Origin of the sequence: Streptomyces sp. NPDC007896 (assembly GCF_042959425.1) — a bacterium.
GTDB lineage: Bacteria > Actinomycetota > Actinomycetes > Streptomycetales > Streptomycetaceae > Streptomyces.
The window spans coordinates 55,794-81,484 of sequence record NZ_JBIBKX010000017.1; the positions used below are offsets into that span (position 1 = coordinate 55,794).

22 protein-coding genes are annotated in these 25,691 nt (G+C 70.7%); 13 read left to right on the forward strand and 9 right to left on the reverse strand.

The genetic code is table 11. The annotated features are described in order from the left end of the window. Nucleotides 1-63: 63 nt before the first annotated feature. Nucleotides 64-1,467, forward strand: a complete 1,404-nt coding sequence (gene lpdA / locus ACFZDJ_RS41530; RefSeq protein ID WP_391066996.1) for a dihydrolipoyl dehydrogenase — start codon at nucleotides 64-66, stop codon at nucleotides 1,465-1,467. Between the two features lie 161 nt (nucleotides 1,468-1,628). On the opposite strand, the gene ACFZDJ_RS41535 is transcribed toward lpdA, so the two are convergent. Then, nucleotides 1,629-2,645 carry a zinc-binding dehydrogenase gene (locus ACFZDJ_RS41535; RefSeq protein WP_391066999.1) on the reverse strand — a complete coding sequence of 339 codons (1,017 nt, stop codon included), beginning with the start codon at nucleotides 2,643-2,645 and terminating at the stop codon, nucleotides 1,629-1,631. A gap of 96 nt (nucleotides 2,646-2,741) precedes the next feature. Here ACFZDJ_RS41535 and ACFZDJ_RS41540 point away from each other — a divergent pair, with 96 nt between their 5' ends. After that, complete coding sequence (locus ACFZDJ_RS41540; RefSeq protein ID WP_391067002.1) at nucleotides 2,742-3,227, forward strand: HIT domain-containing protein; 486 nt, start codon at nucleotides 2,742-2,744, stop codon at nucleotides 3,225-3,227. On the opposite strand, the gene ACFZDJ_RS41545 is transcribed toward ACFZDJ_RS41540, so the two are convergent. Beyond that, nucleotides 3,224-4,396, reverse strand: a complete 1,173-nt coding sequence (locus ACFZDJ_RS41545; RefSeq protein WP_390933358.1) for an acyl-CoA dehydrogenase family protein — start codon at nucleotides 4,394-4,396, stop codon at nucleotides 3,224-3,226. The genes ACFZDJ_RS41540 and ACFZDJ_RS41545 overlap by 4 nt on opposite strands. 76 nt (nucleotides 4,397-4,472) lie before the next feature. Between ACFZDJ_RS41545 and ACFZDJ_RS41550 the strand changes: the two genes are divergently transcribed. Further along, the gene (locus ACFZDJ_RS41550; RefSeq protein WP_391067005.1) at nucleotides 4,473-5,639 is read left to right on the forward strand and encodes a CoA transferase; all 1,167 of its coding nucleotides are present in this window, start codon (nucleotides 4,473-4,475) and stop codon (nucleotides 5,637-5,639) included. On the opposite strand, the gene ACFZDJ_RS41555 is transcribed toward ACFZDJ_RS41550, so the two are convergent. The 4 genes from ACFZDJ_RS41555 to ACFZDJ_RS41570 all read right to left on the reverse strand — a co-directional run bounded on the left by ACFZDJ_RS41555 (nucleotide 5,614) and on the right by ACFZDJ_RS41570 (nucleotide 9,554). Continuing rightward, complete coding sequence (locus ACFZDJ_RS41555) at nucleotides 5,614-6,186, reverse strand: TetR/AcrR family transcriptional regulator (protein WP_054232974.1); 573 nt, start codon at nucleotides 6,184-6,186, stop codon at nucleotides 5,614-5,616. The two genes, ACFZDJ_RS41550 and ACFZDJ_RS41555, sit on opposite strands and share 26 nt — an antisense overlap. A gap of 43 nt (nucleotides 6,187-6,229) precedes the next feature. After that, nucleotides 6,230-7,006 (reverse strand): SDR family oxidoreductase, encoded by a 777-nt coding sequence (locus ACFZDJ_RS41560; RefSeq protein ID WP_391067008.1) that lies wholly within the window; start codon nucleotides 7,004-7,006, stop codon nucleotides 6,230-6,232. Between the two features lie 135 nt (nucleotides 7,007-7,141). Then, nucleotides 7,142-7,945, reverse strand: a complete 804-nt coding sequence (locus tag ACFZDJ_RS41565; RefSeq protein WP_168505846.1) for a FadR/GntR family transcriptional regulator — start codon at nucleotides 7,943-7,945, stop codon at nucleotides 7,142-7,144. Between the two features lie 34 nt (nucleotides 7,946-7,979). Continuing rightward, nucleotides 7,980-9,554 (reverse strand): AMP-binding protein, encoded by a 1,575-nt coding sequence (locus ACFZDJ_RS41570; protein WP_391067011.1) that lies wholly within the window; start codon nucleotides 9,552-9,554, stop codon nucleotides 7,980-7,982. A 150-nt stretch (nucleotides 9,555-9,704) separates the two neighbouring features. Between ACFZDJ_RS41570 and ACFZDJ_RS41575 the strand changes: the two genes are divergently transcribed. The 3 genes from ACFZDJ_RS41575 to ACFZDJ_RS41585 are packed head-to-tail and all read left to right on the forward strand — an operon-like array spanning nucleotide 9,705 to nucleotide 13,008. Beyond that, a complete protein-coding gene (locus ACFZDJ_RS41575) occupies nucleotides 9,705-10,826 on the forward strand; it encodes a CoA transferase (RefSeq protein WP_391067287.1) in 1,122 nt (373 codons plus the stop codon). 20 nt (nucleotides 10,827-10,846) lie between these two features. After that, entirely contained in the window at nucleotides 10,847-11,740 is an 894-nt protein-coding gene (locus tag ACFZDJ_RS41580) for an aldolase/citrate lyase family protein (RefSeq protein WP_391067014.1), read from the forward strand. After that, nucleotides 11,737-13,008 (forward strand): acetyl-CoA hydrolase/transferase C-terminal domain-containing protein, encoded by a 1,272-nt coding sequence (locus tag ACFZDJ_RS41585; RefSeq protein ID WP_391067017.1) that lies wholly within the window; start codon nucleotides 11,737-11,739, stop codon nucleotides 13,006-13,008. The genes ACFZDJ_RS41580 and ACFZDJ_RS41585 overlap by 4 nt, the downstream gene beginning before the upstream one ends. A gap of 38 nt (nucleotides 13,009-13,046) precedes the next feature. On the opposite strand, the gene ACFZDJ_RS41590 is transcribed toward ACFZDJ_RS41585, so the two are convergent. The 3 genes from ACFZDJ_RS41590 to ACFZDJ_RS41600 are packed head-to-tail and all read right to left on the reverse strand — an operon-like array spanning nucleotide 13,047 to nucleotide 17,033. After that, complete coding sequence (locus ACFZDJ_RS41590; RefSeq protein ID WP_391067019.1) at nucleotides 13,047-14,777, reverse strand: AMP-binding protein; 1,731 nt, start codon at nucleotides 14,775-14,777, stop codon at nucleotides 13,047-13,049. A 29-nt stretch (nucleotides 14,778-14,806) separates the two neighbouring features. Further along, nucleotides 14,807-16,003 carry a MaoC family dehydratase N-terminal domain-containing protein gene (locus ACFZDJ_RS41595; protein ID WP_390933350.1) on the reverse strand — a complete coding sequence of 399 codons (1,197 nt, stop codon included), beginning with the start codon at nucleotides 16,001-16,003 and terminating at the stop codon, nucleotides 14,807-14,809. Nucleotides 16,004-16,049: 46 nt separating this feature from the next. Beyond that, nucleotides 16,050-17,033, reverse strand: coding sequence for an acryloyl-CoA reductase (locus ACFZDJ_RS41600; RefSeq protein ID WP_391067022.1), 984 nt, complete (start codon nucleotides 17,031-17,033; stop codon nucleotides 16,050-16,052). 193 nt (nucleotides 17,034-17,226) lie between these two features. Here ACFZDJ_RS41600 and ACFZDJ_RS41605 point away from each other — a divergent pair, with 193 nt between their 5' ends. From ACFZDJ_RS41605 to ACFZDJ_RS41635, 7 genes are all read left to right on the forward strand, one after another. Beyond that, a complete protein-coding gene (locus ACFZDJ_RS41605) occupies nucleotides 17,227-18,375 on the forward strand; it encodes an acyl-CoA dehydrogenase family protein (protein ID WP_390933348.1) in 1,149 nt (382 codons plus the stop codon). Then, nucleotides 18,372-19,334 (forward strand): acyl-CoA dehydrogenase family protein, encoded by a 963-nt coding sequence (locus tag ACFZDJ_RS41610; protein ID WP_391067025.1) that lies wholly within the window; start codon nucleotides 18,372-18,374, stop codon nucleotides 19,332-19,334. Before ACFZDJ_RS41605 ends, ACFZDJ_RS41610 begins: the two co-directional genes overlap by 4 nt. 46 nt (nucleotides 19,335-19,380) lie before the next feature. Continuing rightward, entirely contained in the window at nucleotides 19,381-20,592 is a 1,212-nt protein-coding gene (locus ACFZDJ_RS41615; RefSeq protein ID WP_391067028.1) for an acyl-CoA dehydrogenase family protein, read from the forward strand. Then, a complete protein-coding gene (locus ACFZDJ_RS41620; RefSeq protein WP_391067031.1) occupies nucleotides 20,592-21,701 on the forward strand; it encodes an acyl-CoA dehydrogenase family protein in 1,110 nt (369 codons plus the stop codon). Before ACFZDJ_RS41615 ends, ACFZDJ_RS41620 begins: the two co-directional genes overlap by 1 nt. Before the next feature lie 109 nt (nucleotides 21,702-21,810). Then, nucleotides 21,811-23,421, forward strand: a complete 1,611-nt coding sequence (locus ACFZDJ_RS41625) for an SMP-30/gluconolactonase/LRE family protein (RefSeq protein ID WP_391067034.1) — start codon at nucleotides 21,811-21,813, stop codon at nucleotides 23,419-23,421. Next, nucleotides 23,418-24,263, forward strand: coding sequence for an SDR family oxidoreductase (locus tag ACFZDJ_RS41630; protein WP_391067036.1), 846 nt, complete (start codon nucleotides 23,418-23,420; stop codon nucleotides 24,261-24,263). The genes ACFZDJ_RS41625 and ACFZDJ_RS41630 overlap by 4 nt, the downstream gene beginning before the upstream one ends. Nucleotides 24,264-24,281: 18 nt before the next feature. Next, nucleotides 24,282-25,637, forward strand: coding sequence for an SRPBCC family protein (locus tag ACFZDJ_RS41635; protein WP_391067039.1), 1,356 nt, complete (start codon nucleotides 24,282-24,284; stop codon nucleotides 25,635-25,637). Nucleotides 25,638-25,691: the final 54 nt, after the last annotated feature.

The following is a 25,691-nucleotide window of genomic DNA, read 5'->3' on the forward strand; positions in this document are numbered from 1 at the left end:
GGTCAGATGGTGCAGAGGATGTTGGACCGGCTCTGAGCCGGGCTTCACCGGAAGGATCCACTCATGGACGAGCGCTTCGACGTGGTCGTACTCGGAGCAGGACCGGGCGGCTACGTCGCCGCCATCCGCGCCGCGCAACTCGGCAAGCGGGTCGCGGTCGTCGAGGAGCGGTACTGGGGTGGTGTGTGTCTGAACGTCGGCTGCATCCCCACGAAGGCGCTGCTGCGCAATGCCGAGCTGGCGCACATCTTCACGCGGGAGGCGAAGACGTTCGGCATCAAGGTCGACGGCGAGGTCTCCTTCGACTACGGCGAGGCGTTCCGGCGCAGCCGCCGGGTCGCGGACGGCCGCGTCAAGGGCGTCCACTTCCTGATGAAGAAGAACGCGATCACCGAGATCGACGGCCGCGGCACCTTCCTCGACGCCCACACGCTCCAGGTCGCCCTCGCCGACGGCACCACGAAGACGGTCGGATTCGACGACTGCATCATCGCCACCGGTGCCACCCCCAAGTTGCTGCCCGGCACCCGGCGCAGCGACCGTGTCGTCACCTTCGAGGAGCAGATCCTCGCCGAGGACCTGCCGCGCTCCATCGTGATCGCGGGCGCCGGGGCCATCGGCATCGAGTTCGCGTACGTCCTGCACAACTACGGCGTGAAGGTCACGGTCGTCGAGTTCCTGGACCGGGTCGCCCCGCTGGAGGACGCGGACGTCTCCGCCGAACTCGCCAAGCAGTACCGGAAGCTGGGCATCGACGTCCTCACCTCGACGCGTGTCGAGTCGATCGACGAGTCGGGCCCGCAGGTGCGGGTGACGGTCACCGGCAAGGACGGTGCGCAGAAGGTGCTGGAGGCCGACAAGGTCCTCCAGGCGATCGGCTTCGCGCCGAACGTCACCGGGTACGGCCTGGAGGCCACGGGAGTACGGGTCACCGAGCGCGGCGCGATCGACGTCGACGGCCGCTGCCGTACGTCCGTACCGCACATCTCCGCGATCGGGGATGTGACCGCGAAGCTGATGCTCGCGCACAACGCCGAGTCCATGGGGATCATCGCGGCCGAGACGATCGCGGACGCGGAGACCATGGAGCTGGACTATGTGATGATCCCGCGTGCCACGTACTGCCAGCCGCAGATCGCCAGTTTCGGCTACACCGAGGCACAGGCGAAGGAGCGGGGCTACGACGTCAAGGTCGCCAAGTTCCCCTTCACGGCCAACGGCAAGTCGCACGGCCTGGGTGACACGGTCGGCTTCGTGAAGCTGATCAGCGACGCCAAGTACGGCGAGCTCCTCGGGGGCCATCTGATCGGTCCGGACGTGACGGAGCTGCTGCCGGAACTGACGCTGGCGCAGCAGTGGGACCTGACCGTGCACGAGGTCGCCCGCAATGTCCACGCCCACCCGACCCTGGGCGAAGCGGTGAAGGAAGCCGTGCACGGCCTGGCCGGACATATGATCAACTTCTGAGTCCGTGTGACGCGCTGGAGCACCGGCCGCGCGAGGAGGTCGCCTTCCTGCGCGCCGGGCTCGACACCTTGACGCCCGTAGCGCAGCCCCCGCGGTGATTTCCATCGCGGGCGGCTGGCGCTCTCGAGGGGGTGGCGGTGCTGACGACGCGAACGGCGCCCTCAGGGGCGCAGCACCAGGCGGATCGGATCGCCCTTCTTCTGCTCCAGCCGTTCGACGGCTTCGGCCGCCTGATCCAGGGGCAGTACGTCCGAGATGGAGCGGGAGAAGTCCAGCCGCCCGTTCTCGGTGAGGTGGATGAGTTGCGCCACCGCGTTCGCGCCGGAGCCGAAGTGGCCCAGGAGCCGCAGCTCGCGGGTACTGAAGGTGGTGCTGTCCGCGATGGTGACCGGCTTTCCGCTCAGCCCGACGAGGACCAGCTTGCCGCCGTCGGCCAGCACGGACAGGGCCTGCTCGCGCACCGGGGTGACGCCGGCGAAGTCGAAGGCGGCCTCGATTCCGGCCCCGCGGGTGGCGGCGGCGACCTTGTCCGCCAGACCGGGGTCGGCCGGATCGAGGGCGAGGTCCGCGCCGAAGGCCAGGGCGCGGTCGCGGGCGGCGGGGGAGGGGTCGACGGCGATGATGGGGCAGGCGCCCACCATGCGCAGCAGCTGCACCCCGTGCGCGCCCAGACCGCCGATGCCCCAGACCCCGACCGCCTGGCCGGGGCGGACACCGGCGGTGTCGGTGATGGCGCCCCACGGGGTGGAGACCGCGTCGGGGATGACCGCTCCCTGCTCGAAGGGGATCGAGTCCGGGAGCGGGACCAGGGTGTCGATCCGGGCGAGCGCGAACTCGGCCCAGCCTCCGTCGTAGTCGACACCACGGGTCCAGCCCCGCCCGTCGCGGTACTCGCCGGCCTGGAGGACGACGCGGTCGCCGACCGCCCAGCCGCCCGCGTCCGGACCCGGCTCGGCGACGGTGCCGGCCACCTCGTGCCCCAGGGTCACCGTGTCGCCCCGCAACCGCGCGGGTGTGCCGCCGAGTTCTCCGGAGATCAGGTGGACGTCGGACAGGCACACTCCGGCCGCTTCCACCTTGACCAGGACCTCTCCCGCACCGGGGGTGGGCCGGTCCACCTCCTCGACCCGCAGCTCGTGGGTCGGGACGTGCAGACGCACTGCGCGCATGACAGCCATGACGGCTTCCTCTCCGTACGTGATCCGTGCCGAGATCTGTACCGTGAAGTGTCACCGTTGGTGCCGCGGTTGAAGTCCGTTCTACGATCCCGGGGCATGACGACTCCCCTCTGCTACGCCTGCGGCCAGGAAGCACGGTTCGGCGAACTTCCGCCCCGCGAACGCGTCGTGTCCGATGAGTACTGGCGGGTGGCTCACAGCTTCAACACCGCGGTGCCCGGCTGGCTGGTGCTGCTGCCGCGACGGCATGTCACGGCCGTCCACGACCTCACCGACGCCGAGGCCGGGGCCCTGGGAGTGTGGCAGGTCAGGCTCTCCAGGGCGCTGCGCGAGGCGACCGGTTGCCTCAAGACCTACGTCGTCCAGTTCGCCGAGTCCCAGGGCTTCGCGCACGTGCACTTCCACATCGTGCCGCGCATGGCGGATCTGTCCGCCGCACACCGTGGGCCGGGCATCTTCGGGCTCCTGGACCGCCCGGAGCCGGAGCGGGTGACAACGGAAGGCGCGGACCGTATGGCCCGCGCCCTACGAGCCCGGCTTCACGGGCTCCCGCACTCCTGGGGTCCGCCGGACACGCCCTAGTTCTGAACCCTGAGGGTGCCCCGGTCGCTCTCCCGCAGCGCGCGACCGATGATCAGGCGCTGGATCTGGTTGGTGCCCTCGAAGATCTGCATGACCTTGGCCTCCCGCATATAGCGCTCGACCGGGAAGTCGCGGGTGTAGCCGGCGCCTCCGAGGACCTGGACGGCGTCCGTGGTGACCTTCATGGCGTTGTCCGTGGCGATCAGCTTGGCGATGGACGCTTCGCAGGCGAACGGGAGCCCCTGGTCCTTGAGCCGGGCGGCGGCGAGCGTGGTGGCGCGGGAGGCCTGGACCGCCGCGGCCATGTCCGCGAGGACGAAGGCCAGCCCCTGGTGTTCGATGATCGGGCGGCCGAAGGTCTCCCGTTCGCGCGAGTAGCGCAGCGCGTGGTCCAGCGCTCCCTGGGCCAGGCCCGTGGCGACGGCCGCGATGCCCAGTCGGCCGCAGTCCAGTCCGGCGAAGGCGATCTTGAGTCCCTGGCCCTCCTCGCCGATGCGGCGATGGGCCGGGACGAGCACGTCCTCCAGGCGGATGGTCGCGGTGGCCGACCCGGTCAGACCCATCTTGTGCTCGGGCGGATCGGCTATCAGGCCAGGGGTGTCGGCCGGGACGAGGAAGCAGGAGATCGCGCCCGAGCCCGCGTCGGACGTGCGCGCCATGATCGTGTAGAAGTCCGCGTGCCCACCGTGCGTGGTCCACGCCTTGGCGCCGTTCAGGACGTAGTGGTCGCCGTCCCTGACGGCCCGGGTGCGCATCGCGGCGGGGTCGGAACCGGCGTGGGCCTCGGACAGGCAGTAGGCGCCGAGCAGCTCGCCGCTGAGCATGTCGGGCAGCCACTCCTTCCGCTGCTCCTCGGTGCCGAAGGAGGCGAGGGCGAAGCAGGACAACGCGTGCACCGAGACGCCGACCCCGACGCTGGCCCACACGGCGGCGATCTCCTCGAGGACCTGGAGGTAGACCTCGTAGGGCTGGTCCCCACCGCCGTACTCCTCGGCGTAGGGCAGGCTCAGCAGGCCCGCCCGGCCGAGCGTGCGGAAGACCTCACGGGGGAACTTCTCCTCGGCCTCCGCCTCGGCGACGCGAGGCGCGAGCTCCTTCTCGGCGAGCTCACGGGTCAGGCCGATCAGGTCGACGGCTTCCGGCGCGGGAAGCGTACGGGTAGCTGGCATGGGATTTCCTCGGTCGCTCTGGAGATTATTGATACGGCGAGCGATACAACAGTATCGTTTTTGGTACCGTGATGCCATGCAGTCCAGCGATGGATCCGGGGGCCCCCTCGTCGGTCTACGCGTCCTTGAGCTCGCGGGACTCGGGCCGGCTCCGCACGCGGCCATGGTGCTGGCCGATCTCGGCGCCGACGTGGTGCGCGTCGAGCGGCCCTCCGGCCGGGCGCTGCGGCTCGGCCCGGAAGACGCCACCGACATCGTGCGGCGCGGCCGCAGGTCGGTCTTCGCCGATCTCAAGGAGTCCGAGGGACGTGCGTTGGTACGGGCGCTGGCCGCCCGGGCCGATGTGCTGATCGAGGGCCTGCGGCCGGGCGTCGCCGAGCGCCTCGGCGTCGGCCCCGAGGACTGCGGTAGGGAGAACCCGGGCCTCGTCTACGCACGCGTCACCGGCTGGGGTCAGGACGGCCCGCTCGCCCAGGATCCCGGGCACGACCTGAACTACATCGGTCTCACCGGGCTGCTCCACGCGATGGGCCGTGCCGGTGATCCGCCGCCCCCGCCGCTCAATCTGGTGGGAGATTTCGGGGGTGGGTCCATGCTCCTGGTCATCGGCGTCCTGGCCGCGCTCTGGGAGCGCTCACGTTCCGGGGCCGGGCAGGTCGTGGACTCCGCCATGCTCGACGGGACCGCCCTGCTGGGCCAGATGACGTACGCGCTGCGCGGCATGGGCGAGTGGTCGGACGAGCGGAGCGCCAACCTCCTCGACGGGGCCGCCCCCTTCTACGACACCTACGAGTGCGGCGACGGCAAGTACGTGGCCGTCGCCGCACTCGAACCGCAGTTCTTCGCGGCGCTGCTGGAGGGACTGGGCATCGCCGGGGCCCAGCTGCCCGCCCAGGGCGACCGTGGCGGCTGGCCCACGCTGCGGGCCTGGTTCGCGCAGCGCTTCGCCTCCCGTACACGCGACGAGTGGACCGCGCACTTCGCGGGTACGGACGCGTGCGTCACCCCCGTGCTGACGTTCGCGGAGGCGGGAGCGCACCCGCACGTGGTGGCCCGGAGCACCCTCGTCGAGGTCGACGGCATCCTCCAGGCCGCACCGGCCCCGCGCTTCTCGCGCACGCCCAACCGGCGGCCCTCGGCTCCGGGTGCGCCGGGCGCGGACACCGAGTCGGTGCTGCGGGACTGGGGTGTCGGCTCCCCGGCCGCCACCCCCGCGGTCAGGGCGAGACCGCGTGCACGATGAGCGACGCCAACTCGGCGTAGGCCTCGGCGTCGGTCAGTCCCGTGCGCGCGGACACCTCGCCGCGCTGGATCTCCTGCATGGTGGCGGCGACGACCTCGCCCACGAAGGCCGCGTGGACGTCACGGAACGCGCCTGCGGCGACGCCGTCCGCGATCAGCTGTCTGATCCGGCCCGCGGCCAGGCGGGTGTTGGCCTCGTACACCTCGCGGGCCGGTTCGAATCCGGCCATGTCGTCGAGGAATCGCCGGGACAGCGGCCTCAACTGCTGGGCGACCGCGTTCAGGTAGACCACCACGCGCTCCGCGGGCGCGGAGGTGTCCGCCACTTGCTTCTCGATGGCCTCGGCCGCACTCCGGAAGTAGTGCTTCACGGCCTCGCGGACCAACTCCTGCTTGCTGCCCGCCAGTTGGTACAACGTCGTCTTCGAGCAGCGCAGCCGCTCGGTCAGCTCGTCGAGCGTGAACGAGGCGAAACCTTCCGCCGCCAGCAGGGCGACCAGCCGTTCCAGCAGGTCGGTCTGGCGCGCTGTGCGACGTGTGGACGGCATGACCTCAGCGTAGCCGTTCCCCTTTACTCGGCAGGAGGTGCTGTCAGCGGGCGGTCCAGCCGCCGTCCACGACGACCGTCTGTCCGGTGACATAGCTTCCGGCGTCGCCGACGAGCCACAGGACCGCGCCGACGATGTCGTCGGCGGTCCCCTCCTTGGGCAGCGGGGTGTTGCGGCGCAGGTACTCGGCGGCGCGCTCACCCTCGTAGAGCGGGCCGGTGATCTCGCTGCGGAAGAAGCCGGGGGCGACCGTGTTCACCCGGATCGAATGCCGCGCCCACTGCACCGCGAGCTCGGCGCTCAGGCCGGACAGGCCCGCCTTGCTCGCCGCGTACGAGGCCTGCGGGATGCCGGGGATGCCGACCCGGCCGCTGATGGACGAGATGTTGACGATCGCGCCCCGGCCGAGGGCGCGCATGTGGGGGAAGACGGCCTGCGCGAGCAGCAACGGGGCCAACAGGTTGAGGTCCATGGTGCGGCGGACGGCGTCGAGCGGTTCGGACTCCGCGCGCTCGGTCGTGAACATGTTCCCGGCGGCGTTGACGAGGATCTCCGGCGGTCCCAGTCCCTCGACGACCGTCGGCACCACGGAGCCGATCCGGTCGAGGTCGGACAGGTCGCAGGGGACGGCGAGACCGTCGATCCCCTGGGCGAGCTCGGCCAGTCGGTCGTGACGGCGGGCCACCACGGCGACCCGGGCGCCGAGCGAGGCGAGTGCGTGAGCCACCGACGCTCCCAGACCCGACGAGGCACCGGTCACGACCGCCACCCGGCCGTCGAGGCCGAACATCCGTGCGGCGACATCGGGGTCGGGCGCCACGCGGGTCTCCCTTCGACGGCAGGGCGTGTCGGGGGCGGCTGAGGCGCTGACCGCGGACCGGCCCGGCAGGCATCCTAGGCCGGGCTCTCCATCCTTACAAGGATTAACAGCTTACTGATTTCATGTCGCCAGGCGTCAGCCGCGGCGGAACCGCATGCGGCTACGGGCGGACGCGGCGTCGATGACCCGGTTCTTGAGCGTGCGGCACACCCAGCGCTGGGTCGCCGTGAGGTGTTCCTCGGCGATCCGCGCGGCCTCGTCGGCGTCGCCCTGCTCGATGCTCGTCACGAGACGTTCGTGCGCCCGCTGCGCGAGGGCGCGGTCGGCGCGCGAGGGGTAGTCGCCCCGCGAGACCTGGAGGTCCGCCCAGGCCTCCTCCTGGACCGACCAGAGGGACGTGAGGCTCTTCACGACGACGCGCAGGGTCGCGTTGGGGTCGAACCCGACGACGACGTCGTGGAACTCGCGCGAGGCCCGGGTGAACGCCGCACCGTCGTCGATGCAGCTCTCGCTCGCGGCGAGCAACTCCCGCAGCTGCGGCACCACCGCGCGCTCGCGGTCCGCCCGCTGCGCACAGTGAGCCGCGCACAGCGGTTCGAGGGTGGCGAGGGCGGCGCCGAGGTCGGGAACCCCGACCTGCATCGCCTGGAGCGTCAGACCGAGGGCGTAGCCGGCGGTCCCGATGTCGGGAGCGTGCACCGTGGCGCCGCCGCGGTTGCCACGGCGCACGGTGATGAAGCCCTCGGTCTCCAGGATCCGCAGCGCCTCGCGCACCGAGGGGTAGCTGACACCGAACTCCGCGACGAGCTCGTCCTGTTTGGGGAGCGTGGAGCCGTCGCCGATGCCTCCCGCGAGGATCCGGTCGCGCAGCGCGGCGGCCACCAGCTCCGCCATGCGCATCTGCCCGATCTTGGTGTGCTCGGACCCCGTACGTTCCATGATTGCAAGGCTAGCAGTGATACGCGGGGGGACTTCAGGCTGTTCCGGGCCGCCGTCGCGGGTCCACGAGCTCGGCCAGCCGGGTGCGTTGCACCTTGCCCATCGCGTTCAACGGCAGGGCGTCCACCTGGGACCAGATCTCCGGAACCTTGTACGGGGAGAGCGCGCGCCGGCAGTGCGCGGTGAGGGCCTCGACGTCGAGCGGGGGGCCGGCACTTTGGACCACCGCGGCCACCCTCTGCCCGAGTCGGTCGTCCGGTACCGCGCACACGGCGACCGCGGCGACGTCCGGGTGCGTCGCGACGACCCGTTCCACCTCCAGTGGGTAGACGTTCGCGCCGCCCCGGATGATGACGAGCTTCTTGCGGTCCAGCACCGTCAGCCACCCCTCGCCGCCGACGGTGCCGATGTCACCGGTGGGGACCGGGCCGGGCTCCGGTCGCCGGACGCCGCCGCGCTCCCAGAACCCGAGCATCGGCCGCCACATGTTGGCCCACGGCCCGACGGTGGTCCCGCCCAGCCGCAACTCGCCCAGCTCCCCGGCCGGCAGGCGTCGCCCCTCGTCGTCGTACGCCGCGACGTCGTAGTGCGGCAGCACCAGCCCGCTCGTGCCCGGGTGCCACTCGTGGCCCGGTGGGTCGATGGACACGACGGTCGGTGCCTCGGTCAGGCCGTAGGTGACCCGGGGGACCAGCCCGTGCGCCTCGGCGAACGCCCGGCGCAGCGCGTCCGGTGTGTCACTGCCCCCGCTCCACACCTCCTGAAGCGGGCCGAGGTCGAGGTGCGGGCGCGCGGCGAGGTCGTAGAGCTGGGCGGGGGCGCCGTTCCACACCGTGACGCGCCGCGCGGAGATCCAGTCGGCGACCCCGTCGACATCACGCCGGTCCATGACCACGGAGCATCCCCCGGCCTGTGCGGTGAGCAGGGTCGACAGCACCATGAGGTTGAGGATCGTCAGCGGGAAGCTGTCGCCCTTGCGCAGCTCGGGGCCCCAGCCGCGGGTGGCGACCAGGGCCGCGCCGGGCAGGAGCAGGTTGCGCTGGCTGTGCACGACCGCCTTGGGGCGTCCCGACGTACCGCTGGTGAACGCGATGCCGGCCGGGGCGTCGAGAGCCTGCTCGACCCGGGGAGCCGGTGCGGCGCTCGCCACGAGCCCGGACCATCGATCGGGGTCGACACAGTCGGGCGAGCTCAGTCGGCAGCGCGGTCCGGCCAGGACGACCGTCGGCTCGCAGAGCTCGTACAACTCCCGCTGCTCGCCTGCCGCGAGCGCCTCACCGATGCCCGCCCAGACGGCTCCGATCCGCTGCGCGCCGTGGAAAGCGGCGACGATGTCGAGGTCGTTGGGGAGGCAGGCGGCGACGCGGTCGCCGGGGCGTACGCCGAGCGACCACAGCGCGCCGGCCGCGCGTCGGGCCCGGTCGTCGAGTTCGGCGTACGACCAGGCGCCGGAGACGGCCTCGATCGCCGTCGCGTGCGGGCGGGCGGTGAGCGAGGCGTCCAGTACCTCGGCGATGCTCCCCGGGACGGCCCTTCCCCGACCGGACGTCAGGCCCCGGGAACCCTCATGTGCGTACTGCGGTGTGCCACCGGCATCGGTACGGCTCATGCCATCTTATTATCACTATCCTTGTAAAGATTCATCCTATAGGCTCGGGCCGCATGCCAGGTCCGCCCCCGCTGATGGAGGAGTGGTCGACACGTGAAGGCAGGCGCGCCGCGGATCGGCCCGAGGACACACACCGGCCCGCTGTCGGGAGTGCGTGTGATCGATCTGACGGCGATGGTCATGGGCCCCTACTGCACCCAGATCATGGCCGACATGGGGGCGGACGTGATCAAGATCGAGCCCCCCGACGGCGACAACACCCGCTACATATCGGTCGGGCCGGAACCGGGCATGGCGGGCGTCTTCGTCAATGTGAACCGCGGGAAGCGCAGCGTGGTGTTGGATCTGCGTTCCGGCGACGGCAAGGACGCGTTGCGCGAACTCATCAGGAGCGGCGATGTGTTCATCCATTCGATGCGTGCGAAGGCGATCGCCGGGCTCGGATTCGGCTACGAGGAAGTGGCCGCCGTCAATCCGTCGGTGATCTACACCAACTGTTACGGATACGGCCGCCGCGGCCCCGACGCCGATCTCACCGCCTATGACGACACCATCCAGGCGGAGTGCGGTCTGCCGTTCGCGCAGGAGCAGTTGACCGGGCAGGCCAGCTATGTCGGCACCATCATGGCGGACAAGGTGGCCGGAATGACCGCCCTGTACGCCACCATGATGGCGCTGTTCCACCGCGAGCGGACCGGTGAGGGCCAGGAGGTGGAAGTCAGCATGTTCGAAACCATGGCCGCGTTCATGCTGGTCGAGCACGCCAACGGCGCGATGTTCAGCCCTCCCTTGGGCTCCGCGGCGTACCCCCGCGCGGTGACGCCCCACCGGAAGCCCTACCGGACCAAGGACGGCCACATCTCCGCGCTGGTCTACAACGACAAGCAGTGGTCGGCCTTCGTGAGTGCCGTGAAGCCGACGTGGGCGGGGGAGCACTTCGCCACCCTCGAACAGCGCGCCCGTCAGATCGACACCGTGTACGCCCTGTTGGGGGAGACCTTCCTGGAGCGTACGACGCAGGACTGGCTCGACCTGCTCAGATCCCTCGACATTCCCGCCGCGCCGGTCCGCACCCTCGACGAGCTGTTCGACAATCCGCATCTGAACGAAGCGGGGTTCTTCGAGACGGTGGACAGTCCGAACGGCCCCGTCCGTTTTCCCGGCATGCCGGCCTGGTTCTCACGAACTCCAGGTCGTGTCGCCGGTCCTGCCCCTCGGCTGGGCGCCCACACCGAGGAGATCATGGCCGACCTGGGCAGGGCAGACACCTGAGCGAGGGAGTCGCAGAAGCAGTGACCAGTACCGGAGAACCCTTCAGCGCACGCTCCTGGCTGTTCGCCCCCGGCGACAGCGAACGGAAGATGGAGAAGGCGGCCGCCGGTCCGGCGGACATCGTGCTCCTCGACCTGGAGGACGCGGTGGCCGAGGAGGGAAAGCCCAAGTCCCGAGCGATGATCTCCTCCTTCCTGGCGGTCCGGTCGCCCGAGGAGAGAGGCCGGCTGTGGGTGCGGATCAATCCCCTGGACGGCCCTCACGCGTTGGCGGACCTGGCGGCGGTGATCCCCGCGGGGCCCGGCGGCATCATGCTTCCCAAGGTGCGCGGCCGTGCGGATGTGGATGTTCTGGACCACTATCTGTCCGCGTTGGAGGTCTCCGCCGGCAGGGAGCAGGGCTCGACGAAGGTGATCGTCCTGGTGACCGAGACGGCCGAGGGCATGTTCACCACCGGCACCTACCAGGGCGCGCCGAGGATGGTCGCCATGACCTGGGGGGCGGAGGACCTCGCCGATTCCGTGGGCGCCAGCGAGAACCGCAACCCCGACGGAAGCTACGGATTCACCTACGAGTTGGCCAGAAGCCTGTGTCTCCTGGGAGCGGCCGCCGCCGGTGTGGCCCCCATCGAGACCATCCAGGGCGACTTCCGTGATGGGGAGGGACTGCGCGAGCGGGCCGAGAAGGTACGCCGTGACGGCTACCGAGGCATGCTGGCGATTCACCCCGCCCAGGTCGATGTGATCAACGCGGCCTTCACCCCCACTGAACAGGAACTGGCCGCGGCCCAGGAGATCGTCGATCTCTTCGCCGCCCGTCCCGGTGTCGGCGCCATCGGCCACCGGGGCGCCATGCTCGACCGGCCCCATCTCGCCCGCGCACAGGCGCTGCTGGCTTCAGGGGGACGGGCGTGAAGGCCGTTTCCGACGTCGGTGACCTGGACCTGACCGCGTTCCTGCGACCCGGTGACCACATCGTCATGGGCCAGGCCTGCGGTGAACCGACCACGTTGGTCGAGGCGTTGATCGAACAGGGCCCCGGCATCGGTGGTCTCTCGGCCTTCATAGCGACCAGCTTCTCCGGACGTTTCACCCCGGCGGCGGTGAGCGGGTTCTCCCTGGCCAGCATGGGGGCGATCGGCGCGTTGCGCTCCTTGACCAAGGAACACAGGCTCGGCGTGATCCCCTGCCATGTCAGCCAGATCGCCCCGATGATCGAGGCCGGGACCATCGGCTGCGACGTCGCTTTCGTACAGGTCAGTCCCGCCGACGCGAACGGAGACCACAGCTTCGGCCTCATCAGCGACCATGTGCGGGCCGCGGTCACCAAGGCGCGCGTCGTCGTGGCGGAAGTGAACGAACAGGTGCCCTTCACCCACGGGGAACTGCTGCCCGCGGCGGAGATCGATGTCGCCGTACATGTCTCCCGCCTGCCGGTGGAGGTGCCACCAGGGAGGATCGGCGCGACGGAGGCGGCCATGGCGCGACACGCCGCCGCCTATGTCGAGGACGGCTCGGTCATCCAGACCGGGGTCGGCGCCGTCCCGGACGCCCTCCTTCGACTGCTGCACGACCGCAAGGACCTCGGTGTGCACTCCGGCATGCTGGGCGACGGCCTGGTCGAGTTGGTGGAGGCGGGAGTCGTCACCAACGCGCGCAAACGCATCGACCGTGGGGTCTCGGTCAACGGCGCCCTGATCGGCACGAAGCGCCTCTACGAATTCGCCCACCGCAATCCGCGGATCCGCATGTGCGCCACCTCGTACACCCACGATGCCGCGGTGCTCGCCCGGCTGGACCGACTGGTCACCATCAACTCGGCCTTGGAGGTCGATCTGACCGGCCAGGTGAACGCGGAACAGAGCGGTCCCTCCTACCTCGGCGGCACCGGCGGGCAGGTGGACTTCGTCCGTGCCGGCGCCCGCTCGCCCGGGGGGCACGCCATCATCGCGCTGCCCGCCACCGCCAAGGGCGGCACCGTCAGCAGGATCACCGCCGACCTGTCGGGACCGGTCACCACCGCCCGTAGCGACGTGGATGTGATCGTCACCGAATTCGGCGCGGCCGAGCTCAGGGGACAGACCCTGGCCGAGCGCACCCGGCGTCTGATCGCCGTCGCCCACCCCGATTTCCAGGAAGAACTGGCGCGGGCGGCCCACACCATCCAGCGGCGGGGCTTCTGACACGAGGGCCGTGCCGTGAAGGGGGCCGTGGCGTACGGCTACCCGTGCAGCCGCGTGGTCGGCTGTCCGCGCAGCCGATCGGCGGCCAGTTCGCGAAGATCGCTCGACTTGATCTTCGCGCTGCCCGTGAGCGTGATCTCCTCGTCGCGGAAGAAGAGCACATGGCGCGGCACTTTGTAGCTCGCCAGGCGTTCCCGCAGGAACGCGAGGATCTCCCCGGGTTCGAGGCCCGCGCCCTCGTGGGGGACGACGCAGGCGGTGACGACCTCGCCGAGTGTCTCGTGAGCGACGCCCACGGTGCGGGCCACCTTGACGCCGGGACAGTCGTAGAGTGCCTCGTCCACCTCGAGCGGTGAGACGTTCGCGCCGCCCGTCTTGATGATGTCGGTGAGCCTGCCCTCCCAGAAGAGCCGGCCGCTCTCGTCGAGGTGTCCGCCGTCGCCGGTGGGGAAGAAGCCTTCGGCGTCGAGCGTCTCGTCGAGCGGTGTGCCGAGGTAACTCAGCATCAGGGTGGGGCTCTTGACGCATATCTCACCGCGTTCGCCACGCTCGACGACGGCGCCCGTGAGGGGATCGATGATTTTGACCGCCACGCCCGGCAGCGGCTCGCCACTGCTGCCCGCGGTCACTTCCGGCGGGGTGTCGGCCGGGAAGCACGTCGTGATCGTGAAGGTCTCCGTGTTGCCGTAGGCGCTTCCCGGTTCGTGCCACTGGCCCGACACCGTGGGGTGCTGGGCGATCGGGGTCCTGAAATCCGCGAACCGTACGCTGCTCAGATCCACCTGGCTCCAGTTGGGCGCGCTTTCGAGCTGGGCCCACTGGTGCGGCCAGGCGAGGGGGAAGTTCACCCGCTCCGCCTGCATGAGGTCGAGCGCCTCGGCGGCGGCGAAGGTCGACTGCAGCACCAGGGACCCGCCGCTGGCGAAGGTCGTACCGAGGCCCATGGCGAAGTTCCCCGACCAGAAGAAGCCGTTGGCCGTCCAGCAGCGGATGTCGTCCTCCGGGGCGAATCCGTACATGCGCCGGAAACGCCACAGCTGGATGGCGACACCGCGATGCGCGCTCAGGATCCCCTTCGGCCTGCTCGTCGAGCCCGAGGAGAAGAAGAGCACGGCCGTGTCGCTCGGCCGCACCGCCGCGGCCGTCGCCTCGACCAGCTCGCGCGACTCCTCGTGCCCGCGCGCCAGGAAGGCTTCCCAGGTGTCGATGGCGTCGTCAGGCAGCGCTTCCCCGACCATGGCGAGCCGGCGCAGGAACGGGAACTTCGCCGACCGCAGTGTGCCGGGCACTCCCTTGCCGATCTCGGGCTCCAACTCGGCGAGAACGGCGGCCAGATCCTTCTTCAGCACCCGTCGCTCGAACAACAACACGGAAACGCAGGACACTTGGAGCAGATGCTCCAGCTCGGGCGGTGTCGAGAACGTGCTGAGCGTGACGGCCACCCCGCCCGCCAGCGAGGTGCCGAACACCGCCGCGATCCATTCGGGGCGGTTGGTCATCAGGACGCCCACCCGGCTGTCCTTGCCCACGCCGCACGCCCGCAGGGAGCGCGCCACCTCGAGGGCGCGCTCCCAGAGCTCGGCGTACGTCCAGCGGGTGGTGCCCTCCGCCGTACGCATCACCAGCGCCTCGCGGTCGCCGTACAGCGCCGTCACCTCGCGCAGGAAGCCGGGCAACGTGAGCGGCCCGAGCCCCGGTTCGGCGCTCAACGGCGGCCCCGACACGATCGAAAGGGTCCGTACGGACTCGGCGTTCGTCTCAGTGCCCATCGCCCACCGCCCCATAGCTCCTCGCCGTGCTAGTACGGCAGCTCGACCTCGGCCGTGCAGTCCACCAGCAGGCCGCCGTTCTGGTCGCTGAGCCGCAGCTTCACCTGGACGAGCGGCACGCCCCATGTCGACTCCGTCTCCTTGCCGACGACCTCGGCGTCGAAATAGGTCACGTCACCCTCGAAGGCGGGGCCGCGGAAGTTCGCCTTGGAATGGCGCACCATGCCGTCGTGGCCGGCCCAGTAGGAGAGGTAGTCGGTGCACCAGGCGCCCAGCGTGGCGCCGTAGCCGTAGGCGCGCCCCATGCCGATCTCGCTCGCCCTGTCGCTGTCGATGTGGCCGCGCGAGGGTCCGACATAGAGCCCGTCGCGCTTGCGCGGGTCGATCTTGGCGCCTTCCTCGTCGAAGCCGAAGCCGTCCACCCAGCCGGGATCCTGGTTGATCCAGGGGTCCTTGACGCCGGGCGGCGCCACCCAGTGGAACGTGCCCCAGATGTTGAAGAGGAAGGCGCGGTACTCGGTGGTGAAGCTGGCGATGCTGTGCGGACCGATCACACGCCGGGGCAGCTTGTCGCCTACGCGCACCTCCTCGAAGTGCGGTGACACGCCCAGCCGGTTCGACAGGAGCCACTCGTGGCGCAGCTTCTCGATCTCGTTCAGCTCGGTGTCGCTCCAGCGCTTCACCACCAGACTCTGGTCCTGGTACATGCCGCGCTTCTCCGCTTCGAGGGCGAGATAGCGGATCGCGGTGGAGCGCTCGCGCGCCACGAGCGTGCCGTGCTGGTTGGTGTGGGTGGTGTCGCCGCGCGAGAACATCGTGGGTCCGGCGAACTTCGTCTCCACCACCTTGTAGTCGTGGAAGCGCCGCTCCTGGAAGAGCTTGTCCCCGGCCCGTACGGGGCAGCCGTAGAACCACCATTCCTCGCCGCCGAAGATCAGGTGGCTGCCGGGGATGTATCCCACGCAGGCGGGCTGGGCGCCGTGCCCGTAGTCCAGGCCGACCGCGATGGACTGCGGTGCGACGAGGCCGCCGAACTTGGAGTCGCGGGCGAACTCCTCGTCCCAGTGGAGCGGATTGGGGTAGTCCATCGCCATCACCCAGCGGCGGATGTCGGAGGTGCTGCACGGGTCCCACAACTGCCCGCCACCGACCGGTTTGCCCACGCGGTGGTCGACGTCGGAGAGGTCGAGTTCGGTGATCTCTGCTTCGGTGGACTTCTTGCTCACGCCTGCTCCCGATGCTCCCGGTTGAACGGCTCAACGGCTGAACGGTCTATCGGTTGACGTCGACGACGACGCGGCCGCGCACCTCGCCCTCCATGAGCCGGCCCGCCGCGGCGATCGCGTCGCTCAGGCCGATCTCCTGGGCGATCGCGTCCAGCGCGTCCCCGTCCAGGTCGCGCGAGAGCCGGTCCCAGGCGGTCGTCCGTGCCGTGCGTGGTGCCCGCACGCTGTCGATCCCGAGCAGGGACACCCCGCGCAGGATGAACGGGGCGACCGACGCAGGGAAGTCCATGCCCTGGGCCAGGCCGCAGGCGGCGACCGTGCCGCCGTAGCGCGTCTGGGCACAGGCGTTGGCCAGCGTGTGGCTGCCGACGGAGTCGATGACACCCGCCCAGCGCTCCTTCTGCAGCGGCCGGCCGGCCGCCGAGAATGCGGCGCGGTCCAACACGGCCACGGCGCCGAGTTGTTGGAGGTACTCGGCCTCCGACGCCTTGCCGGTCGCGGCGGCCACCTCGAAGCCGGCCTTCGTCAGGAGCGCGATCGCGACGCCCCCGACGCCGCCCGTCGCCCCCGTCACCAGGATCTCGCCCTGCTCCGGGCGGACCCCGTGCTCCAGCAGGGCGCCCACGCACAGGCTCGCCGTGTAGCCCGCCGTGCCGATGGCCATCGCCTGCCGGGCGGTGAAGGCGGTGGGCAGGGACACGAGCCAGTCCCCCTTGACGCGGGCGCGCTGCGCGAGGCCGCCCCAGTGGTTCTCGCCGACGCCCCAGCCGTTGAGTACGACGCGGTCGCCCTTGTGCCAGTCCGCGTGCGCGCTGTCGGTGACGACGCCCGCGAGATCGATGCCGGGCACCATCGGGAAGCTGCGGACCACGGGTGAGGTGCCCGTGATGGCGAGAGCGTCCTTGTAGTTCAGCGTCGAATACTCCACCTCGATGCCGACGTCGCCGTCGGGCAGATCCGCCTCGTCCAGCCGCGTGAGCGAGACCGCCCGACCCGTCTCGCCCTTCTCGATCAGGAGCGCCGAAAACATCGCAGAACTCGTCCTTACCTCGGCCGCCTCAGACGCTGATGCATACCGCAATCTCGCGATCGAGAATGGCATTCTCCATATGTGTGGATGATGCTTCCACGGTGACGTGTCGGCGTCAACCGGCTGGGAGACTCTCGCCTTGTTCGTTCTCAAGGCTAGCAATCATTGCAAGGATTGAAATACCGTGGGCGCCATGGACTTCCGGATGGGGGAGAGGGCCACCACGCTGCGGGCACAGCTGCGCGGCATGGTGCGCGAGCACGTCCCGGCCGACTTCCTGGGCGCGTTCACCGAGGACCCGGCCGATCTGGAGGTCGCCCAGCGCTTCTGCCGGCTGCTGGCCGACCGGGGACTGCTGTGCCTGGCCTGGCCCGAGGAGTTCGGCGGCCGGGGCGCCTCGGTGTGGGAGCAGACCGTCGTCCGCGAGGAGATGTGGGCGCACCACGAACCCCGGGGAGCGCAGTACATGGGCGTCAACTGGGTGGGGCCCGCGATCATGCGGCACGGCACAGCAGAACAGCAGCGCCGGCACCTGCCCCCGATCGCCCGCGGTGAGGTGATCTGGTGCCAGGGCTTCAGCGAGCCGGACGCCGGATCCGACCTGGCGTCCCTGCGTACGGCGGCCCGCCCGGACGGGGGCGGCTGGCAGGTCTCCGGCCAGAAGATCTGGACCTCCTACGCCACCATGGCCCAGTGGTGCTTCCTGCTCACCCGCACCTCGCGGGGGGCCAAGAAGCAGCACGGGCTGACCATCTTCCTCGTGCCGATGGAACGGGCGGGCATCGAGGTCCGGCCCATCCGCTCCATGATCGGCCCGCACCACCTCAACGAGGTCTTCCTCGACGAGGTCCGGGTCGGCCCGGCCGACGTCCTGGGCACGGTGGACGACGGCTGGAAGGTCGTACGGGAGGTACTCGCGTTCGAGCGGGTGGGCATCGCCCGGTACGCGCGTTGCGAGCGCCTCCTGCAGTCCGCACCGTCCGCCCTCGGAGAGCAATGGGACACCCTGCCCGGGGAGTTGCGGGGCCGATGGGCGGGGATGCTGGTGCACTGCCGACGGGCCCGGCTGCTGGCCTACCGCGTGCTGTCGCTCCAACTCGAAGGAAGGGTCAGCCCGGCCGACACCGCCGCCTACCGGATCGCGGTCACCCAACTCGACCAGGACAGCGCCGAGGTGCTCATGGAGATCGCCGGGCACGGTCGGCTCACCGATGCGGACGGTCGCCGATTCCGGCGCGCGGTCCAGGACCACTGGCGGTACGCGCAGGCGTCCACCGTCGCGTCGGGAAGCATCGAGATGCAGCGCATCCTGCTGGCCCGGGCCCTGCTGGCGGCCGCGTGAACATCGACCTGAGCAGGGAGGCGACGGAGTACGGCCGCCAGGTGCTGCGGGCCCTGGAGGCGGCCGGCGGCGACCGGCTCGTACAGCAGGCCGAGGAGGAGCCGGACCGTCGCGAGAAACTCGTGGCGCCGGTCCTGGCCGAGCTCGGCGCCTGGGAGCTGGACGTACGGGGCAGCGCCGACGAGTTGGAGGCGGCGGCCGCGGTCTGCCGGGCCGCCGGCCATTGGGCCCTGGCCTACCCGGTGGCCGAGCGCCTCTCCCGGCCCACCGACCTCGACGCCGACGCGCTGCTCGTCGTCGGCGACAACGCCCCGGCCGGTGCGGTGGCCGACCTCGACCTGCGCTGGGTGGCCGTGACACTGGACGGCGAGCGCAGCCACGCCCTCGCCCTGCCGCGGAGCTCACCGCCCCGCCACTCGGCCTTCGTCGCCGACCTCGACCTGACGCGGATCGACGGCGACGGGGCGGCGGACGCCGTGCTCGGACTGGTCCTGCCGTGCTGGACCCTGCTCGGGATGCTCGACCGGGCGATCGACCTCACCCGCGCGCACGTGGTCGTCCGCACCCAGTTCGGCCAGCCCCTCTCGGCCTTCCAGGCGGTCCAGTTCCAGCTCACCGACGCCGAAGTCGAGCGCGGCGGCGTCGAGATGCTGGCCAAGTACGCGCTGTGGAGCCTGCGGGACAGCCCCGCGGACGCGCTCGCCGACGCGCTCGCACTCCGACTGGCGGCGCTGGAGGCGGCCCAGACCGTGTTCCGCGTCGCACACCAGTTGCAGGGCGCCACCGGGTTCTGCGACGAGGCGTTCCTGTCCTGGCTGTCGCGCTACAGCCAGCCGGTACGCCGACTGCCGCTCGGCCTGTCCGCCACCCGCGACCGGCTGGCACGGCTGGTGGACCGGCGGGGCCTGACCGGGCTGTTCAACGACGCCGACGACCCATACGGACGGCCGACATGGTGACACACGACCAGCGGCAGCTCGCGGCACTCCGGAAGGGGCGGTGACCATGACACACCGGTCGACCTGGCCGGACGACCTCGGCGAGTTCCGTGTCGCCGTGCGGGAGTGGTGTCGGGAGCACGTGCCCGCGCAGTGGCGGCGGAACCAGACCGGCGTGCCGGAGGCGGAGTTCGTCGAGTTCCAGAAGGAGTGGTTCCAGCGGCTGCGGGGGGCCGGCCTGGCCGTCCCGCACTGGCCGCGGGAGTGGGGCGGCGGGATGCCGGTCGCCCAGCAGATCGTGCTCTACCAGGAGTTGGCCGCACGGGACGCGCCCAGACTGGTCCTGGCCTTCGTCGCGATCCACCACGCCGCCTCCACGCTGCTCGTCGCGGGCACCGACGCGCAGCGCCGACGCCACCTCCCGGCGATCCTGGACGGTGAGATCTGGGTCCAGGGCTTCTCCGAGCCCGAGGCCGGGTCCGATCTCGCCGCCCTGCGCACGACCGCCCGCGAGCAGAGCGAGGGCTACCTCGTCAACGGCCAGAAGCTGTGGGCGAGCGGCGCGCTGCACGCCGACCGGTGCCTGCTGCTCGCGCGGACCGACCCGCACGCGCCGAAACGGCACGGCATCTCGTACTTCCTGCTGGACATGCGCAGCCCGGGCATCGACGTACGGCCGATCCGTCAGGCCACCGGCGGCGCCCACTTCTGCGAGATCTTCCTCGACGACGTCGTCGTTCCCGCGGCCGACCTGGTCGGGCCCGTGAACGAAGGGTGGCGTGTCGCCCAGCGGACGCTGGGCGCCGAGCGCGGCATGACGATGCTGGAACTGGCCGAGCGCTTGGGCAACGCCGGGTTCCGGTGGCTGGTGGAGACGTGCGCAAGGACCGGTCCGCACGGGCGGCGGCCCCTGGACGACCCCTGTGTGACCGACCGGCTGGCGGCCCTGGAGACCGAGATCACCGGCCTGCGGGCGCTGTGCCGCGACCTGGTGGAGCGGCACGCCCTCGGCGCCGTGGGCCCGGCCGACGCCTCGATCGTCAAGCTCTACTACAGCGAACTGCTCCAGCGCACCATGGACTTCGGCGTCGAGATCGCGGGACCGGCCGGGCACACGGTGCTGGCGAAGCCGGCCTCCAGCGGCTGGGAGTCCGGCGCCTGGCTGCTCGACTTCATCGGCTCGTGGGAGTGGACCATCCCGGGCGGGACGAGCGAGATCCAGCGCACCATCATCGGCGAGCGCGGTCTCGGACTGCCCCGAGAGCCGGTGGGGAACTGATGGCCGCCGCGCCGGAGACCGAGGTGCGCGCCGAACTGCGCGTGGTCGCCCGCGAGTTGCTCGCGAAGGGACAGGCGTCCGAAGGGGTGCCCCGGCGGCGCCTGGCCGAGGCCGGGTGGCTCGGCCTGGAGGTTCCCGAGGAGCTGGACGGCGCGGGGGTGACCTTCGCGGAGACGGCGGTGGTGCTGGAGGAACTCGGCCGGGCGGCCGCCCGCACCGGGTACTTCGGAGCGGCCGTGCTGGCCGCCGGGACACTGACCGCGCTCGAACCCACCGCCGAGCGGGACGCGTTGCTGCGCCGGACGGCGAACGGGGCGGAGGCCCTGACCGCCGCCCTGGTGGACGCCACCGACGACACCCTGGTCGCCGGCACCCTCGACGACGGGGATGGCGCCGTGCCCTTCCGGATCGAGGACTCCCCGGCGGGGCCACGGCTGAGCGGTCACGCGGGCTTCGTGCCCGACGCCGCCGAGGCCGACCGACTGCTGCTTCTGGCGCTCGACCCGGCCGGCACACCGGTCGTCGTCCTCCTCGCCCCGGGGGCCAAGGGGCTGACGGTGACCGGGCAGCCGGTCCTGGACGCCACCCGCCGGTTCGCTCGGGTGCGTGCCGAGGCGGTGGCCCCGGACGAGGGATGCGTGCTGCGCTTCGCAAGCGAACCGCGGCGCGCCGTGCACCGGTTGCTCGACCGCGCGGCCGTCGCGACGGCCTGCGACAGCCTCGGTCTCGCCGAGGCCATGCTGGAGGCGACGGTCGCGCACACCCGCGGCCGTGAGCAGTTCGGGCGTCCGGTCGGATCCTTCCAGGCCGTGAAGCACGCCTGCGCGGACATGCTGGTACGGCTCTCGGTCTCCCGGCACCTGGTGTCCGAGGCCGTGCGCCTGATCGCCGAGGACCATGTCGAGGCGGGAGCCGCGGCCTCGATGGCGAAGTCGTACGTCTGCGCCGCCGCGGTCGATGTCGTCGGCAAGGCGATGCAACTGCACGGCGGCATGGGTTACACGTGGGAGAGCGGAATCCACGTCCACCTCAAGCGCGCCACGCTCAACCGTTCTCTGTTCGGCTCACCGGCCGCCCACCGCCGACGGCTGGCCGGGCGGTACCGATGACTTTCCATTGCCTGCGTCCCTAACAAACGCTAGATTGAAATGAGAGTGAGATTCTCTATATGGAGAAGCTCATTCACCTCAACGACGAGGTCTCCGGGAGTCCGCCACCATGTTGCTGCCAGGGGCGCGCTACACCAGCGCCACATCGACAACCCTCGCCGAGGGCTGGAGTCTGGAACGACTCACCCCACCCAGCCGCCTGTTCGGCGCCAATGGTCTGCGCACCGGTCCGGACGGCCGCGTCTACGTGGCGCAGGTGACCGGCAGTCAGATCAGCGCCATCGACGTCGGGACGGGCCGCCTGGAGACCATCAGCGCCAAGGGCGGCGACATCATCGCGCCGGACGACGTGGCCTTCGGCCCGCAGGGCGACCTCTACGCCACCGAGGTCATGGACGGCCGGGTGAGCGTGCGCGGCGCCGACGGCCGTACGCGCGTCCTGTGCGACGACCTCCCCAGCGCGAACGGCATCACGGTGCACCAGGGCCGCCTGTTCATCGGCGAATGCCGCATCGGCGGGCGCCTGTTGGAGCTCGATCCGAACGGCGGCGCACCCCGCGTGATGCTCGAGAACGTGGCGATGCCCAACGCCATGGAGGTCGGCCCCGACGGCCTCCTCTACTACCCGGTGATGGGCACCAACGACATCTGGCGGATCCATCCGGACGGCGGCGAGCCCGAACGGGTCGTGGGGGACCTGGGCGTCCCCGACTCCGTGAAGTTCGACTCCGAGGGCTACATCGTCTCCACCCAGGTGGCGACCGGCGAGGTGCTGCGCATCGATCCCCGCAGCGGCGCGCGCACGGTGCTGGCCGCCCTGAACCCCGGTCTCGACAACTGCACCTTCGTGGGCGACCGGCTGTTCGTCTCGAACTTCACCGGCGAGATCACGGAGATCCTGGGCGGCGGAGAGACCCGGACCACGCTGCCCGGTGGCCTCAACTGGCCGCTGGATCTGACCGTGGGCGACGACGGCACCCTCTACGTCGCCGACGGGACCTTCTTCTACGCCCTGCGCCCCGGCGGTGAGCTGCAGACACTCGGGATGCTCTTCACCCCCGGCTATCCGGGCTTCGTCCGCGGGGTGACCGCCGTCGGCGGGGGCGAGTTCGTCGTCACCACCTCGGGCGGCCAGGTCGCGCGCTACTCGCCCGAGAACAGGGAGAGCGAGGTACTGGCACAGGACCTCGACCAGCTCTACGGCGTGGTGGTCGCTCCGAACGGGGCCGTGGTGACCGCCGAGTTCGGCACCGGCCGTGTGCTGTCCATCAGGTCCGGCCAGGTCGAGGAACTCGCCTCCGGCCTGAACCAGCCGCTCGGTGTGGCGTTCGGACCCGACGGCAGCTGCCTGGTCTCCGAATCGGGCGCCGGACGGATCGTCGCGGTCACCGGTGCCGGCGTGGACACGGTGGTGGACGGCCTGGAGAAACCCCAGGGGATCCTGGTGCGCGGCGGACGGCTCTACATCGTCGACACCGGCGCCAAGGCGGTGATCGGCGTCGATCTCGAGAGCAAGGTCCGGCACACCCTCGCCCGTGACCTGCCGGTGGGCGCGCCGCCCGGCGTGACCCCCAAACCGCTGCGGGGGCTGCCGCCGTTCTCCGGGCCCCAGGGCCCTTTCGCCGGCATCGCCGCCGGGCCGGACGGCACGCTCTACGTCTCCGCCGACGCCGACGGCAGCGTGCTGGCCCTGCGCGAGACAGGAGGAACCGCGCCATGACGCAGGACTTCCTGGGCCTCGACGGACGTGTCGTCATCGTCAGCGGTGCGGCGGGCGGGGGCATCGGCACCTCGGTGACGCGCATGGTCGCCCGTGCCGGGGCGACCGTCGTCGCGGTGAGCCGCTCTCCGGAGAACCTCGAGAAGCATGTCGCGCCGCTGGCGGCGGAGGGCCTCGCGGTCGTGCCGGTCGCGGCCGACGCCTCCACCGACGACGGCATCGCGCTCGTGATGAAGGAGGTCGGCCGGACCGCCGGCGACCTGCACGGCCTCGTGAACGTCGCCGGCGGCGCCGCACCGTCGACCTGGATGCCCTCGACCCGGGTGACCCGGGCGGACTGGCGCGCGCTGTTCACCCAGAATCTCGAAACGATGTTCTTCATGAGCCAGGCGGTCGCCGCCGAGCTCACGTCGCGGGGCCGGCCGGGGTCGATCGTCTCGGTCTCCTCCATCAGCGGCATGAACTCGGCGCCCCTGCACATCGGTTACGGCACGGCCAAGGCGGCGCTGGTGGCGGCGACCCGCACGATGGCCGTCGAACTGGCCGGGGACGGCATCCGGGTGAACGCCATCGCGCCCGGCGTGACCGAGACGCCGGCCTCGGGGACGTACGTCGACGAGGACGCCGAGCGGGACCGCCGCGCCATCGCGATGGGACGACGCGGCCGCCCCGAGGAACAGGCGGGGGCCATTCTCTTCCTGCTCTCCGACCTGTCGACGTACATCACCGGCCAGACCCTGCTGGTCGACGGCGGCCTCAATCTCAAATGGACCCACCTGGCCGCCGACAACACCTCTCTCTTCCTCAAGGACGAGTCGTTCCGAGCCGCCATAACGCGCTGACGCGGGCTGGAGAATGTCATGAGCGAAACCGCCGAGAACGAAGCCCTGTCGCAGCCGCTGACCATCGGTGTGGAGGCGTACATCTCGCAGGAGTACGCCCGGGCCGAGCGGGACAAGCTGTGGACCAAGGTGTGGCAACAGGTCGGGCGTGTCGAGGAACTCCCCGACGTCGGTGACTACCTCACCTACGAGATCCTCGACGACTCGGTCATCGTCGTACGCACGGCGCCGGACACGCTCCGCGCCTACCACAACGTCTGCTCGCACCGGGGGCGCCGCCTCCTCGACACCCCGCCGGGCAAGAGGGACGCCCGCGGCCGCGGCAGGCGGTTCGTCTGCGGGTTCCACGGGTGGCGGTACAACCTGGACGGTCAGTGCACCCATGTGCCCGAACGGGAGGACTGGCCGTGCGGGCTGTCCGCGGGGAACACCGGCCTGAGCGGGGTCGAGGTCGACACCTGGGGTGGCTGGATCTGGATCAACATGGACCCGGAGTGCGAACCGCTGCGCGACTATCTGGAGCCCGCGGCCACCCTGCTCGACCCCTTCCAGCTGGAGAACATGCGCTACCGGTGGCGTCGCTGGCTCGTCTTCGACTGCAACTGGAAGACCGCCCTCGAGGCGTTCATGGAGACCTACCATGTGCCGTACACCCACCCGGAGTTCATGAAGTTCGGCAGTTTCCTCGGCTGGTCAAGGGCCCAGGGCAAGCACAGCAACATCGGCTACGACGCGCCCAAGGGCCTGGACGAGAACCAGGCGAAGCTGCGGATCGGCGGCGGCACCGACCCCCGCGAGTCCACGGCCGAGCTGCAGAACTTCACCTGGGCGAACGCGAACACCAACACCACCCAGACCCTGGTCGACGCGGCGAACCGGCTGGTCGAGGAAGTGCCCAAGGACGCCACGGCCGCCGACGTGCTCAGGCACTGGCTGGACACGGCCCGGCGCACCGACGCCGAGCGCGGTGTGAGCTGGCCGACCGTGGAACCCGCGCACGTCGCGAAGAGCGGCACCGCCTGGCAGATCTTCCCGAACTTCCAGATCGGGCACGCGCTGAACAACATGCTGTGCTACAGCGCCCGGCCCCATGGCTACGACCCCGACAAGTGCGTCTTCGAGGTCGCCGTGTACGAGCTGTACCCGCCCGGCGAGGAGCCGGCGACCGAGTGGGTGTACACGCCGCAGGACGCCCCGCACTGGCGCACGGTCCTGCCGCAGGACTTCACCAACATGGCCGCCGTCCAGAAGGGCATGAAGGCCCGCGGCTTCTCGGGCCCGAAGCCCAACCCGTACCGCGAGCGCAGCATCGTGAACCTGCACCACAACCTGGCCACCTACATGGGTACCGGCGAGCCCCGCGACCTCGTCTGAATCCCGCCCCCCAAATGCCCTGAGGACGAACGACCCGAGTGACCGCCCGAGCCG